The 14,115-nt window shown below is 44.9% G+C and carries 13 protein-coding genes; 11 read left to right on the top strand and 2 right to left on the bottom strand.

The features are described 5' to 3' along the window. Positions 1 to 1,923 (top strand): M23 family metallopeptidase, encoded by a 1,923-nt coding sequence (locus J6I44_RS03415; protein WP_265764578.1) that lies wholly within the window; start codon positions 1 to 3, stop codon positions 1,921 to 1,923. Positions 1,924 to 2,149: 226 nt separating this feature from the next. Here J6I44_RS03415 and J6I44_RS03420 read toward each other — a convergent pair whose 3' ends face one another. Further along, positions 2,150 to 2,527, bottom strand: coding sequence for a RidA family protein (locus J6I44_RS03420; RefSeq protein WP_265764579.1), 378 nt, complete (start codon positions 2,525 to 2,527; stop codon positions 2,150 to 2,152). Further along, positions 2,524 to 3,333, bottom strand: a complete 810-nt coding sequence (locus J6I44_RS03425) for an alpha/beta fold hydrolase (RefSeq protein WP_265764580.1) — start codon at positions 3,331 to 3,333, stop codon at positions 2,524 to 2,526. Before J6I44_RS03425 ends, J6I44_RS03420 begins: the two co-directional genes overlap by 4 nt. A 152-nt stretch (positions 3,334 to 3,485) precedes the next feature. Between J6I44_RS03425 and J6I44_RS03430 the strand changes: the two genes are divergently transcribed. From J6I44_RS03430 to J6I44_RS03475, 10 genes are all read left to right on the top strand, one after another. Further along, positions 3,486 to 4,799, top strand: coding sequence for a tetratricopeptide repeat protein (locus tag J6I44_RS03430; RefSeq protein ID WP_265764581.1), 1,314 nt, complete (start codon positions 3,486 to 3,488; stop codon positions 4,797 to 4,799). A 21-nt stretch (positions 4,800 to 4,820) separates the two neighbouring features. Beyond that, positions 4,821 to 6,053 (top strand): tetratricopeptide repeat protein, encoded by a 1,233-nt coding sequence (locus J6I44_RS03435; RefSeq protein WP_265764582.1) that lies wholly within the window; start codon positions 4,821 to 4,823, stop codon positions 6,051 to 6,053. Between the two features lie 13 nt (positions 6,054 to 6,066). Further along, positions 6,067 to 7,206, top strand: a complete 1,140-nt coding sequence (locus J6I44_RS03440) for a cystathionine gamma-synthase (protein ID WP_265764584.1) — start codon at positions 6,067 to 6,069, stop codon at positions 7,204 to 7,206. A 44-nt stretch (positions 7,207 to 7,250) separates the two neighbouring features. After that, complete coding sequence (locus tag J6I44_RS03445; protein ID WP_265764585.1) at positions 7,251 to 8,432, top strand: acetyl-CoA C-acyltransferase; 1,182 nt, start codon at positions 7,251 to 7,253, stop codon at positions 8,430 to 8,432. A gap of 169 nt (positions 8,433 to 8,601) precedes the next feature. Beyond that, on the top strand, positions 8,602 to 9,708 hold the full coding sequence (porV, locus tag J6I44_RS03450) for a type IX secretion system outer membrane channel protein PorV (RefSeq protein WP_265764586.1): 1,107 nt from the start codon (positions 8,602 to 8,604) through the stop codon (positions 9,706 to 9,708). 150 nt (positions 9,709 to 9,858) lie between these two features. Beyond that, positions 9,859 to 10,623: a PASTA domain-containing protein gene (locus tag J6I44_RS03455; RefSeq protein WP_265764588.1), complete on the top strand. Its 765-nt coding sequence runs from the start codon at positions 9,859 to 9,861 to the stop codon at positions 10,621 to 10,623. Positions 10,624 to 10,681: 58 nt separating this feature from the next. After that, the gene (rpe, locus tag J6I44_RS03460; RefSeq protein WP_265764589.1) at positions 10,682 to 11,368 is read left to right on the top strand and encodes a ribulose-phosphate 3-epimerase; all 687 of its coding nucleotides are present in this window, start codon (positions 10,682 to 10,684) and stop codon (positions 11,366 to 11,368) included. Positions 11,369 to 11,670: 302 nt separating this feature from the next. After that, positions 11,671 to 12,453 (top strand): PhoH family protein, encoded by a 783-nt coding sequence (locus J6I44_RS03465; RefSeq protein ID WP_265764590.1) that lies wholly within the window; start codon positions 11,671 to 11,673, stop codon positions 12,451 to 12,453. 57 nt (positions 12,454 to 12,510) lie between these two features. Further along, entirely contained in the window at positions 12,511 to 13,311 is an 801-nt protein-coding gene (locus tag J6I44_RS03470; protein ID WP_265764591.1) for an MBL fold metallo-hydrolase, read from the top strand. Continuing rightward, entirely contained in the window at positions 13,308 to 14,102 is a 795-nt protein-coding gene (locus tag J6I44_RS03475; RefSeq protein WP_265764592.1) for a purine-nucleoside phosphorylase, read from the top strand. Before J6I44_RS03470 ends, J6I44_RS03475 begins: the two co-directional genes overlap by 4 nt. Positions 14,103 to 14,115 lie beyond the last annotated feature (13 nt).

The following is a 14,115-nucleotide window of genomic DNA, read 5'->3' on the forward strand; positions in this document are numbered from 1 at the left end:
ATGAGGACCACCTATTTTCTGGCACTACTCTTAGCCCTGCCCTTTTTAAGTGCAAAAGCACAGTATAACACATCTTTTGACCCCACCGAGGCCCATTACCTTTGGCCCACGGATGCCAGTCACCATTTAACATCCACCTTTGCCGAGACACGTACCGGCCATTTTCACGCCGCATTGGATATTAAAACCTGGGGACGTCGCGGCTACAAAATTTTTGCAACCCGGGATGGCGTACTACACAGAATGGCTATTAAACCCAATGGCTACGGAAAAGTGCTCTATCTCAAACATGAGGATGGGGCGTTCTCTATCTATGCGCATTTAATGAAATTTAACGATCCGCTGCAACAGTTGGCCGACTCCATGCGGGTAGCAAATAATTACCGGCCTCATTTTGATAAAGTAGTGGAGAATCAAAATATCCGAATCCAACAAGGCGATGTGATTGCCTACAGCGGTGCTTCGGGCATTGGGCCGCCCCACCTGCACTTCGAATTCCGCACCCCCGACCAGGATCCATATAACCCATTATTGACAAACCTAAGCGTTCGGGATGATATTTCCCCACAAATTACGGGACTTTCGGTCGAGCCTCTTTCTCCAAAATCCTTTATAGAAGGTGAAAATAGCTTTCACACCCAAGATCCCCGGTTTCGAAACGGCAAATACCAGTTCCAAACGGTCACCACATCCGGTTCGGTGGGCTTAGGCATCGATGTTTTTGATCGATCCAACGGCGTGCATAACTCTTATGGGGTCTATGAACTTTCGATGTCGGTCGATGGTCAGCCTCGGTTCTATGCCCGCGTTGACAGCTTTTCTTATGAAGAAGATAATCAGATCTGGATTGACCGCGTATATCCCCTGTTAAGCCAGCATGGCCAGACCTATCAGCGCCTTTTTGTTGCGGATGGCAATACCTTACCCTTTTATCAAACCTCAAATAGCGGTGGGCGACTCCACCTGCCGCCCGGACGGCATACGGTTGAAATTACGGCCTCCGACTATTTTGGAAACAAAAGCACCGCCGTTGTTGATTTGGTTGTCCGGTCAGAAGTAAACTTACCATCCATCCAACCTGAGCCTCCTCGGGCCCCTACCAAAGTACCGGATATCAATATTGATGACTGGAACTGGTTTGCCAATTGGGTAACCCTCCCCCAGGAAGTTTTCAGAGACATTACCATTGCTCTGCCGGATCCCTGGCATGCCCGGTTTTATAATTCTAAAACCAGTATCGAGCTAAAAAACCTGGATAATCTGTTCATGAATATTCCGGGCTATGGTCCCTTGGTTTTCCATCGGATGGTCCCCCAACATAAGGGCCTAATAACCTCCGTTGATCGAAAAGCAATGGCTACTTTTCCACGGCATGCTTTTTATGATACGGTATCAGTAGCACTGACAGCTAAGCAGTATAAACCAGATTCGGTAAAAGTGACGGTTGGTCCTGAAGCTTATCCGCTGGATAAATCATATAAATTTACCGTTAAACGAGACTCTACTCTCCAGCATACCTCTAAGCTCTCTTTCTATAAATATAATGAACGCTATGATCGGTGGTATCCCATCGATACCCATTTTACTGAAGAGCATATTATTGGCAAAACCAATTCTCTGGGTACGTTTATTACCCGCCGCGATACGATGGCCCCAGAGCTGGATCAACCCCGGCTAAGTCGCCGTCCCGATGGCCAGTGGCTGGTTTTTATTGGGGTGGAAGACAATCTCTCCCAAATTGATTACCAGCGATCTAAAATTTTGATCAATGGTAAACCCGGCTTTGCAGAATATGAACCCGAAGATGACCGGCTGGTCTATTACCATCCTGATTTTGAACCCAGGTCGGCCATGAATATCAATGTGGTTGCTTATGATAAGATGGGGAATCGCGTCCGGAAGCAGTTTAAGCTGGGTAGATAAACTTGTAAGCATTTATGGAGAGGGCTTGCAAAACCGGCCTGTCATCCTGAACGGAGCTAAAGGATCTCCCTTAAAAAGCTATAGGCGTTGCTTGGGAGACTCTTCGACAAGCTCAGAGTGACAAATTTTATGGTTTTGCAAAGGCCTCTATAGACTATCTCCCCGAACCTAATAGAAAGTACCGGAAATAGATCCAACTTATAATGACCAACCCTTCATAGGCTCTTTAAATATAGGCCGTGCACCCGATTTCAACCTTGCAATTTTTGGGAAGCGTCTTGACGGCTACGGTCTCACGTGCCGGGGGCTCCGCATCAAAGTATGATCCGTAAATCTCATTAACCGTCGCAAAGTTATCCATGTCATCCAGATAAATTCCGCATTTGATAACTTTTTCGAACCCTGAACCAGCCTCCTCTAAAACGGCTTGCAGGTTTTTCATTACCTGTTTAGCCTGAGATGCTACATCTTCCCCAACAAATTCATTCGTCTCGGGATCCAGCCCAATTTGTCCGGAACAGTAGACGATATCACTATGAACAACCGCCTGGCTATAGGGACCAATGGCATCTGGTGCTTCAGAGGTATGGATAATCTTTTTCATAAATACTGAGAAGTCTTTGAATTAGATTTAGTTTCAAGTTGACGTAAAAAATCCTGTAAAATGGCAGCAAACTTTTCCGGATGTTCCATCATAGGAGCGTGCCCGCATTTGTCAATCCAGTGCAGCTGGGTATTAGCCAGCTTTTCCTCGAACATATAAGCGACTTCCGGCGGGGTGATTTCATCTTGCTTGCCCCAGACTAATAGCACTTCGTGATCGATTTTAGGCAAAAACTTTTCCATATGATACTTGTGGGTATCCCGGGTTAGCGCCAGTAGCTTCGTTAACTTAGAGGGTGACTTAACAACAGTCATTATTTCGTCCATAACGGTATCGTCAATTAAATCCTCATAAAAAGTAAGGTTTGCCTGTTTGCGAATAAAATCGCGATCCTTGCGGCGGGGAAAGGTAGAACCGAAATCTTTTTCGAGCAGCCCAGAGCTCCCGGTTAGTACTAAGGCCGAAACATCATCCGCGTATTTTTGTGCATAATCTAAGGCCAAATGACCGCCCATAGAGTTACCCAGCAAAATAGGATTTTTTATATCCAATGTCTCACAAAACGACCTTAGCCACTCGGTAAGACGACTGATAGAAATCTTCCGGGCTTTAATTTCATAAATGGGGATCTTCGGAACAAAAATCGTATATCCCTGTATTCTTTTAAGAAGAGGGTCATAATTACTCAAACCCCCAAACATACCATGCAAAAAAATCAGGTTCTGCTTATTTGATGTTTCGGATGAAATATGCAAATATTCAAAACCGTCTTTTTTGTTAACGTCAAAGTCACTGGATCCAAACATACGTTATCCTTAAATCTGTTAATTGAAATAATGAGTACAGAAGCGCAATATAATAATTTCTAATCGATTATATTGCAGAAAGGGCTATATATGTTTACTTTCCCTTTTCATCTTACTGGATTTTAAATTGAATACAATAGAAATATAACATCATGTTCACAAATAAATTGCCACATCTACTTCTCACACTGCTTATCGGCATCTTGATAGGCTGTGGAAGCTCTAATCCTTTAGCTGATAAAGCACAATCGAATATTGAAAGCCAAAATTTTGAATCTGCGCTTGCAGCTGCAGAGGAATCTATTCAAACAAATCCACAGGATCCTCTGGGCTACTATTATAAAGGAGTTGCATTAGGTGAAATTGCCGGTGCCAAAGAAGATCCCGCTACCCGGACCGAAACCTATAAAGAGATGAATGCAGCCTTTGATCAGGCCAAAGCAATTGCAGATACTTCTGAAAGCGTGCCCGGTGAAATTGAACGCATCAACTCTGTGAAGCAAGTATTGTGGCAAACCGAACATAACCGAGCTGTAAAACTCGCCACAGACGACAGCTTAAAGAATGCTGTTGATCAGCCCTTGGTAAAGTCAATGGCTCACTTGAAAAATGCTACTACAATTCAGCCAGACAGCGCCCTCTCCTGGAGCGTACTTTCCCAGGTTTCTGCTATGAACAAAAGTTACGAAGAGGCTGCCAACGCTCAGAAAAAATATTTGTCTATTGCGGTAGATACGACGCTTAAGCCCAACGATTATCTACAACTGGCCAGTTATTACTACCAGATGGATAACCAGCAAGAAATAGTTACTGTTCTGGAAGGTGCTCAGGAACAGTTTCCTGAAAACCAAGAAATTGTTTCAAATTTAGCGGATGCTTACCAACGGATTGGTGAATCCGAGAAGGCTATTGCATCAGTAGAACAGCTTGTAGAACAACAGCCTGACAACCCCCAATATCGACTTGTCCTCGGTACAAAGATATATCAGCAGGCCTTGGTTTATAATGACAGCCTTTCACAAAATAGCAATAAACTTTTTGAGCTTAGGCGGCAGGAAGATAGCGATGCTCAAAGCGTGCAGCAGCAAATCCAACAGCTGGAGCAGAAAAACGAACAACTGAGAACCAAAGTAAATAGTCTGACCGACCGGGCAGAGGAAGAGCTTAATACCGTGCTTGAATATCGTCCTAATGATGATGCTGCGTACAACACGCTCGGCATTATTTATCAAAACAGAGCGAAAGCTATTTTTGATAAGCGAAACAATACGACCGATAACGCCGAAGCAGCTAAGCTGGACAAGCAGGGACAAGAACTGCTGAAAAAAGCGTTAGAGAACTATGAGAAAGCTACAGAAATCAAGCCTGATAATAAGGAATACTGGAAAAGTCTGTTCAGCATTTATACTGCTTTAGGTATGGATGAAAAAGCGCAGGAAGCAATGCAAAAAGCAGGAATGCAATAAACCATACTTTCCTTAACCTTTATGATTTATTCATACACCCGAATAGCAAGCCTTGCGCTTGCATTCGGGTTCTTTTTTGGATGCTCAGTTATAAAAAATAGTTCTAATACCTCCTCCGGTCCCATAGCTGGGGACCTGACAAAGCAGCAGTTGGCAAAGCGTTTGGATGCTATTCAAAATGAACTTGGTGATACTCCGAATAATCCAAAACTGTACTACGAAAAGGGACTTCTGTTAACAAAGTGGACTCAAAAAAAGCAACAGCCCTCCCAGCGGACCCCTCTTTACAGAGAAGCCGATAAGGCCCTGTTTACTGCTGACAGTTTAATAGACCACTCTCCAACTGCTAAAATTGACTCCAGTATACAGACAGATCAGTTGCGAAGAGTAGCCTGGACTAACGAACATAATCAGGGCATTAAGGTGTCTCAAAATGCGCGATCGAAGAATGATTTCTTACGGTCAGCAACCCATTTTAGCAATGCTGCGGCTATCATGCCAGATAGCGTTACCTCATACCAAAAGGCTGGCGAGGCTTTTTATAATGCGGACTCTCTCCCAGAAGCCATCCAGATACTTGAAAATGCCCGCAGACATATTGATCCACTGCCGGTAGAACTTCTGGAATCGCTCGGCTATCTGTACCTGGAAACAGACAACGCCGACCAAGCCGTGCCCGTATTTGAGAAAGCTCGTACACTGGATCAACGAAACTTTAACATTATGCACGGCTTATCAAATGCCTATATCCGATCGGGGCGTCATCAAAAAGCTATTACATTGTTGCAGCTATTAACAGAGCGGCAACCTAATAATACCACCTATCAACTGGCTCTTGGAGCTCAGCTTTATGAAGCAGGCAACGATCAACTCAAATTGCTAGTCAATAATCTAAATGACCAGCAAAAATTTGAGGAACAGTTCTTTACAGTAGCAAACTCCTTTATGGATCGAGCCGAAGAGCAGTACAATGCTATTGTAGGGGAAAAATCTTCCAATAAAGAAATTATTACCACGGTGGCCCAGTTTCATCAAAACAGGGCAGCACAGTATCAAAAATTATTACCTTACCTGCCTTCATCAAAAAAGAAGAATATAGCATCTATTATTGAGCGAAGTATTTCAGCTTCTATTCCTCTGCTGCAACAACTGGCCAAACAAAACCCCAGCGACCAAGTTTGGCAAAGTCTATACCAGGCTTATAACTATCTGGGAATGCAGGAGGAAGCACAGAAAGCAAAAGCCAATATTTAATATACCTTAGATTATGAAATTCAATACCAAAACCATACATGCCGGTCAAAAGCCGGAAGAAACGTCGGGTGCAGTTATGCCCCCCATTTTTCAAACCTCTACATATGCCCAGCAAGCACCGAATGTGAACAAGGGATATGATTATGCACGGGTTGGAAATCCTACACGGACGGCCCTTGAAAAACTGATCGCCGGGCTTGAAGATGCCGATGAATGTGCCTGCTTTGCCAGTGGCTGTGCAGCTATGGATGCCGTCTTAAAGATGTTTCGCCCCGGGGACCACATCATTGCATCCAATGATCTTTACGGCGGATCTTACCGCCTTTTTACGAAAGTCTTTGAACCTATGGGCATCGACTTCAGCTTTATTGATATGACCTCCATGCAGGCTGTCCAGAAAGCTCGTACGGAGCAAACTAAACTGCTATGGATAGAAACCCCCACCAATCCCCTGTTGCGCATTGTAGATATTGAAAAGCTTACTTCTTTTGCCCGTGAGCATGATATGCTTTCGCTGGTAGACAATACCTTTGCCTCTCCCTACCTGCAGCAACCGTTAAATTTGGGAGCCGACATGAGCCTCCATTCCACCACCAAATACCTGGGGGGGCATTCGGATGTGATTGGTGGGGCCGTGGCTACCTCAAACAGTGAAGTGATGGAGCAGATCCGTTTCCAGGTTAAAACTACCGGAGCTGTACCTGGCCCAATGGATTGCTATTTAACCCTGCGTGGAATTAAAACACTCTCTGTTCGTGTTCAACAGTCTGTAGAAAATGCCAAAAAGGTCGCTACCTTTCTGGATAAACATGCTCAGGTCGATCGGGTTATTTACCCTGGTCTTGAAAGCCATGAACAGCACGAGATTGCAAAAAAACAGATGAAAGACTTTGGAGCAATGGTTTCTTTTTCTCTGAAGGATGATTCCCAGGAAAAAGCCCAGGAATTTATGAGCCGAACCTCTATTTTCACCCTCGCGGAAAGCCTTGGCGGTGTTGAATCACTGGTCAGCCACCCGGCCTCGATGACTCATGGTTCCATTCCTAAAGAAGTTCGTGAGAAAGCCGGGCTTAAAGATTCATTAATTCGTCTATCCGTGGGTATTGAAGATGCTGACGACCTGGTTGATGATTTAGCACAAGCTTTTGAGTAACTTATGACATAGACACTCATATTAACGCTTAACCACTTTCTGTTATGAAAAATGTAGTCATTGTAGAAGCCAAACGAACCCCCATTGGATCATTTGGCGGTAGTTTATCTTCATTTTCTGCTCCCGAGTTGGGGGCCACAACGATTACGGAAGTCATCAAGAGGGCAGGTATTAAACCCGACGATGTACAGGAAGTGGTATTCGGCAATGTACTTACTGCTGGTATTGGTCAGGCCCCGGCCAGGCAGGCTGCCCTTAAAGCCGGACTTTCGGAATTGACGCCCGCCACAACTATCAATAAAGTCTGCGCATCAGGAATGAAGGCTGTAATGATTGCTGCCAATCAAATACAGCTGGGCGAAGCTGATGTCATTGTAGCCGGTGGTATGGAAAGCATGAGCAATGTGCCCTATTACCTCAATAAGCATCGGTTCGGTTCCAAACTCGGGCACGCTCAAGCTGAAGACGGCATCCTCAAAGATGGTTTATGGGATGTCTATAACGACTTCCATATGGGTAATGCAGCCGAGATCTGTGCGAAAGAGTGTAACATAAGCCGCGAAGAGCAGGATAAGTTTGCCATCACTTCTTATAAAAGAGCCATTAAAGCTCATGAAGAAGGATATTTTGATGATGAGATCATTGAGATGAAAGTAACCGACCGCAAAGGCAATGTGACTAAGGTTAAAATGGATGATGAATTAAAGCGGGTTAACTTTGATAAAATCCCCAATCTGCGACCCGTTTTTGATAAAGAAGGTACGGTAACACCGGCTAATGCCAGCAGCATCAACGATGGGGCTGCCGCTCTTTTATTAATGAGTGAAGAAAAAGCGCAAAAACTGGGAGTAAAACCGATGGCACGTATCTTAAGCCAGGCAAGCGCTGCCAAGAAGCCCGAGTGGTTTACGACCGCTCCGGCTGATGCGATGCCCAAGGCCCTAACACGCGCCGACCTGGATAAAGATAAGGTAGACCTTTTTGAAATAAATGAGGCTTTCTCAGTAGTTTCATTAGCAAATAATAAAATCATGGAACTTAATCCCGACAAAGTAAACATAAGAGGAGGAGCTGTTAGCATAGGTCATCCTATTGGATGCTCGGGAGCTCGTATCATGGTTACGCTAATCCACGCTTTGAAGAAAACAGGCGGTACTTTTGGATGCGCTGGCATTTGTAATGGCGGCGGTGGAGCTTCTGCTATGGTTATAGAAATGCACGGCTAATGCCTTAAGACTCAACCGGAGGTTGGAATTTCCATTATCCTGTCTTATTATTCCTGCTGGTAGCATTTTACAGTATCTAAATTATTGCATTTAAGCTGGTAAATAAGCAAATTCAAGAGAGAGGCTGAGTTATTTTCTCTGGTTATAATGATTTTCATATCTAATACCGATGAAAAAAATACTATCGACATTTGCTTTTCTACTGATATGTGTGGCTTTCACTCAGGCACAAGTTGGTACTACTTCTGTTCTATTTTTACAAATTGAGCCGGACTCACGAGCAGCAGGAATGGGCAATACAGGAGTCGCTATTGCAGACAATGCTTCTGCCGTCTTCTGGAATCCAGCAGGGCTGGCCTTTCAGACAGGTAACCAAGTAAGCATTACCCACAGCGAATGGCTTCCCCAGTTTAATGCGGATCTGTTCTACGACTATTTGGTTGGGAAATATCATGTGAAAGATATCGGGACTTTTGGCGCCCATATTACCTATTTGAATTTGGGAGAACAAAAGTATACCTCTCTTGAGGATCCCACGGGTCAAAACCTGGGTCGTTTTAATAGCTATGAATTTGCTGGTGGTATTTCATACGGTTATCGGATCAATCAGAAATGGTCGGTCGGTACCAGCTTCCGTTTTATTTACAGCAGCCTTGCTGATATAACTTTTGCCAACGGAAGTGAGACAAGTGTTGAACCGGGCTCCAGTTTTGGGGTAGACTTAGCCAGCATGTATAAATCTGATACGTTTACCTTTTGGCAACAAGAGGCTTCCTGGACAGCAGGCATTAACATTTCAAATATCGGTCCGGGCATTAAATATACCAGCAATGCAGAGAAAGACCCTCTCCCCACTACCCTGCGCCTCGGATGGTCTTTTACTACAGCTCTCGACCAAAAGGGTATTAACACATTAACGCTTGCCAATGACCTCTCTAAGGTGATGGCTCGGGAAGGTTCAGGCCCTGTCAACTCTTTATTTACCTCTTGGGATAGCTTTAAGCGTGACTTAGGTGATGGCAGATCCGCCACCCTCAATACCTTTCAACAATTGATGGTAGCTACAGGGATTGAATACTGGTATGATGATCTCTTTGCCGTTCGCAGCGGATATTACTACGAAGATCCCAATAATGGTGATCGACAGTTTATGACTTTCGGAGCGGGCCTTCGATACCAATTCCTGGGAGTCGATTTTAGCTATATTTACACTTTAGGGGATAATAATCACCCCCTTGCCAATACGACTCGTTTTGGATTGCTTCTAAACTTCTAATATCCTTTTGTAAATGACTTTGTATCTAATTCCAGAAGCACGTTCTAACCGGGAACGTGCTTTTACTTTACTAAAGCCTCATCTTTAACTACAATTTTTTTAACTCAATATCGTTTTTAAGAATCAATTAAAGTACCGTACCTTAACGGCATGAAATCAAAAATAAAAGCGACACTTATCAATAAGAAGCTCCTCTATTGGATTGGAGGGATTATAATAGCAGGAATCCTGTTTTTGTTACTATTAGACAAGGTTGTTATGCCTGCTTATACCAATTACAATGAAGGGCTTACTGTCCCCAACGTTTCTCAACTCTCCCTTGATGATGCACAAAAAAAGCTTACTGAGTACGGACTTCGGTATGAAGTAGCGGATCGCCGCTCTAATGAAGCCTACCCTGCCAATTATGTCATTGACCAGACCCCCGCAGCAGCAAAAATTGTTAAACCCGACCGAAAAGTCTACTTAACGGTTAATACAGAGGCTAATCCAACCGTTGCGGTTCCAAAAGTGGTAGGACTATCGAAAAGAAACGCAATCATACAGCTCCAAAATAGTGGATTGAAAGTTGGTACGATCAGCAAAGAGTCATCACGTTTTAAAAGTAGTGTACTTCGCCAATCTGCCCCCCCACAGACCGTGGTTCCCGAAGGTACGGTTATTGACCTTACCGTCAGTGATGGTCTCGGTGAAAAGATGGTTATAATCCCCGACTTAAAGGGACTTCAACTTGCCGAAGGACAACAAAAGCTTAAAGAGCTTGGGCTTCGGGTAGAAGAAATAAAGTTTCGTCCCACCTCGGGAGTAGCTCCAAATACCATTCTTGAGTACCGTCCCAATCGTGACCGACTCCTGGAAGGAGAAACATTAATTTTGATCGTATCTGAACAAACTGGCGAAGCGGAACAGTCCTAATTGAGGACTGTTTGCAGTTATTTCGTTCGATTTTATAGCTATTAATGAATATTTGTTTATGGATTCTAATCAACCCATTTTAGCCCCCTCCATTTTAGCCGCCGACTACACACGGCTTGGTGCAGAAATCGCAAAGTGCGATCAGGCCGATATCAAATGGCTACACTGTGATATCATGGATGGTCACTTTGTGCCGAACATCAGTTATGGCCCTGCCGTTGTGGCCGCAGCATCCAGAAGCACCTCAGCCTTTATCGACGTGCATTTGATGATTGAAAACCCTGACGATTATATTCAGGCCTTTGTTGATGCCGGTGCGGATCAAATAACGGTACATCAGGAAGCCTGCCCACACCTTCACCGCACCATCCAAACAATCCACAGCCATGATATATCGGCCGGTGTGGCTATCAACCCGGCGACTTCTTTGCACGTCCTTGAGCCCGTTCTCAATGACATTGAGCTGGCACTTGTAATGAGTGTAAATCCGGGTTTCGGTGGCCAATCATTTATTAATACTACATATAACCGGTTGCAGCACCTCCGGGATATGCGAGAACAATATAACGCCAATTTCTATATAGAAGTGGATGGCGGTGTTAATCCCGACAACATTCAAAAAGTAACTCATGCCGGGGCCGATGTATTGGTGGCCGGCAGTGCGGTCTTTAAAGCACCCAACATTCCCAAGCGTATTAATGAGCTTAGAAAACGAGCTCAAAGCGGCCGTGAGATGATCGCCTAATTAATGCTGATATTTTATATCCCCTTTACAAAAAGTTCATAGAATTTCTTTATTTTTAGTGAGCAATTGCCAACTAAATCAAAGATATTACTATCGGAAATCAATCAACTGTTAGTGATCAGGTCTATCAGATCAAAGAGGTAGAACCCGTTCTAATCTTAGGCTTTCAGGATGAACATTTAACAAAGATCGATGCGGCCTATCCGGATGTTACCTTAACTGCTCGCGGAAGCAGTATCAAAATTTCTGGTTCACAGGAAAATAGCCAGGAGCTTATAGAAATTTTTACTGAGCTCGAAGCGATGGCCAAACAGAATGGTGATCTTACGGACCAGGATGTTAATACGGTTCTTGCCTTAAAACAGACGGATCAGCCTTCTCAAAAGCCCAATCCTCTGCGCGATACGCGAGTAACCGGCGACTTTATCCTTAATACCCATGAGGGAGAAGCCATCACGGCTAAAACAGCTGGGCAAAAAAGGATTGTTGAAGCATCCGCTTCCAATGATATAGTATTCACCATTGGTCCAGCCGGTACGGGAAAAACCTATACCTCTGTGGCACTGGCGGTGAAGGCCTTAAAAGAGCAGAAGGTAAAGAAGATCATTTTAGCACGTCCGGCGGTAGAAGCAGGCGAAACATTAGGCTTTTTACCCGGCGATTTGCGCGAGAAAATTGACCCCTATCTCCGACCACTGTATGACGCCCTGGAAGATATGATTGAATACGATCGGCTGGAGCTCCATCTTGCCAAAGGTACGATTGAAATTGCTCCCCTTGCCTACATGCGGGGACGAACGCTGAATAATGCTTTTGTGATCCTGGATGAAGCCCAAAATGCCACCAATATGCAGATGAAGATGTTTCTTACTCGTATTGGTTTTAACAGCCGGGCTATTATAACCGGCGATATCACGCAAACCGACCTCCCGCGCAAGCAACAGTCCGGACTCATATCTATCCAACAAATCTTAAAGGGTATCAAAGGTATTTCTTTTGTCTACCTGGATGAAAGTGATGTGGTCAGACATCGGCTTGTTCGTGAAATTATTGAAGCTTACGACCGGCATGAAAATGAAAAATGATATAATGAAAAATTAATAATTTGTAGATTCTTAATTTTTCATTTTTAATTCAGATAAATGGCAAATTCAGTAACAAAAAACCTTGCTCGACCTCTCTACGAAGGCACCTTCAGCGTGGGCCTGGATAAAAAATTTAACCGCATTGACCGAGAGGATCCTCCTGCCAAAGGGGCCCTCAAGATTTCTTTGAATCCTTTTCTCATTGAATCTGGAGATAAATACATTCTCTTTGATGTGGGAATCGGAGACTTTGGGGAAGATACCAGCACGGAAACCATCAAAGAAAATTTATCCGCGCATGGGCTAACCGAATATGACATTACGGATATCTTTCTCAGCCATCTGCATTACGACCACCTGGGCGGGCTCGCGGGGCGTGGCTCCGGCTATTGGGAGCTGACCTTCCCGGACGCCAAACTCTGGGTTTCGGGACAAGGCTGGGCCGATGTTATGGCGAAAGAGGAGTTCTATGATGAGGAAAAAACCGCTTTCGCCCACTTCCTGGATGCCAAAGCAGACCTGCATTTCCTGGATGAAGAGGATCAGCCCTACCCCGAAGTGTCGGTAAAAACCATCGGGGGACACACCAAGTATTCTCAGCTCTTGGCTTTTGATGACGGCAAGCAAAAGTACCTGATGGCGGGCGATGTGCTGGCCAATCGCGGAGAAGTAAACAGAACCTTTGAAGCCAAGTACGATGTAGATCCCAAGCGAAGCATGAAGATGCGTAACCAAATTACCCGCAAAGCATACGAAGAAGACTTTGCCATTATGGGTTATCACGATTCCCATCACTCCATCTTTAAGCTCACCGATTACGATGAGCAACAAGGCTATAAAATTGAACCGGTCGCATGAGTCAGTTTCCAGCCTTTATTAATGCTATCGTTAAGGATCTAACGAACCGCCAAACCCTTGAAAACCTGGAGGCAGCCATTATTCTGGGCTCTGGGCTCAGCAGTTTTGCTGAACAAATTGAGCAGCCCGAGATCATTCCCTACGCTGAAATACCCCAAATGCCTCAGACCTCTGTTGCCGGACATGAGGGCAACCTGATTTTTGGAACAATCAATGGTCAAGAGGTTATAGCCTTTTCCGGGCGCTTCCATCACTACGAAGGATTCGACTTTGAGGAAACGGCCACCCCGGTGTACCTGGCAAAGGCACTGGGTGCTCAGAAACTCATCATTTCTAATGCGGCCGGAGCCATCAACACTTCGTTTTCGGTGGGCGATCTTATGGTCATCGAAGATGTGATTCGGGGCAACTCATTAATCACCCCTACCGGCAAAAAACGGCACCGGTATCGGCATCACCAGTGGGTGCCCGAGGTGCGAGACCTGGCTTCTCAAATGGGCATTACCACACAGCAAGGCACCTACTTTTTTGCGAAAGGCCCCAATTATGAGACAAAAGCCGAGATTCGTGCTTTTCGGCGTATGGGTGGAGACGCCGTGGGTATGTCTACGGCCCCTGAACTTTTCGAGGCGGCCCGTTTAGAGCTTAAGACCACGGCCATATCCCTGATCAGTAACATGGCGGCCGGCGTAACTAAAGGGAAACTCAATCATGAGGAAGTAAAAGCCGCCGCCGACTCCCGAAAGGACGATTTTGCCCGGCTCGTGAAAGCACTTATTGCTAACTTTTAGCGACAAATGCCCC

This window comes from Fodinibius salsisoli (genome assembly GCF_026229185.1).
Classification (GTDB): domain Bacteria; phylum Bacteroidota; class Rhodothermia; order Balneolales; family Balneolaceae; genus Fodinibius; species Fodinibius salsisoli.

Coding starts and splice junctions, on each gene's coding strand:
- J6I44_RS03455 (WP_265764588.1), top strand. CDS start 9,859: ATGAAATCAAAAATAAAAGCGACACTTATCAATAAGAAGCTCCTCTAT.
- J6I44_RS03425 (WP_265764580.1), bottom strand. CDS start 3,333: ATGTTTGGATCCAGTGACTTTGACGTTAACAAAAAAGACGGTTTTGAA.
- J6I44_RS03430 (WP_265764581.1), top strand. CDS start 3,486: ATGTTCACAAATAAATTGCCACATCTACTTCTCACACTGCTTATCGGC.
- J6I44_RS03470 (WP_265764591.1), top strand. CDS start 12,511: ATGGCAAATTCAGTAACAAAAAACCTTGCTCGACCTCTCTACGAAGGC.
- J6I44_RS03420 (WP_265764579.1), bottom strand. CDS start 2,527: ATGAAAAAGATTATCCATACCTCTGAAGCACCAGATGCCATTGGTCCC.
- rpe (WP_265764589.1), top strand. CDS start 10,682: ATGGATTCTAATCAACCCATTTTAGCCCCCTCCATTTTAGCCGCCGAC.
- J6I44_RS03465 (WP_265764590.1), top strand. CDS start 11,671: ATGGCCAAACAGAATGGTGATCTTACGGACCAGGATGTTAATACGGTT.
- J6I44_RS03475 (WP_265764592.1), top strand. CDS start 13,308: ATGAGTCAGTTTCCAGCCTTTATTAATGCTATCGTTAAGGATCTAACG.
- J6I44_RS03445 (WP_265764585.1), top strand. CDS start 7,251: ATGAAAAATGTAGTCATTGTAGAAGCCAAACGAACCCCCATTGGATCA.
- J6I44_RS03435 (WP_265764582.1), top strand. CDS start 4,821: ATGATTTATTCATACACCCGAATAGCAAGCCTTGCGCTTGCATTCGGG.
- porV (WP_265764586.1), top strand. CDS start 8,602: ATGAAAAAAATACTATCGACATTTGCTTTTCTACTGATATGTGTGGCT.
- J6I44_RS03440 (WP_265764584.1), top strand. CDS start 6,067: ATGAAATTCAATACCAAAACCATACATGCCGGTCAAAAGCCGGAAGAA.
- J6I44_RS03415 (WP_265764578.1), top strand. CDS start 1: ATGAGGACCACCTATTTTCTGGCACTACTCTTAGCCCTGCCCTTTTTA.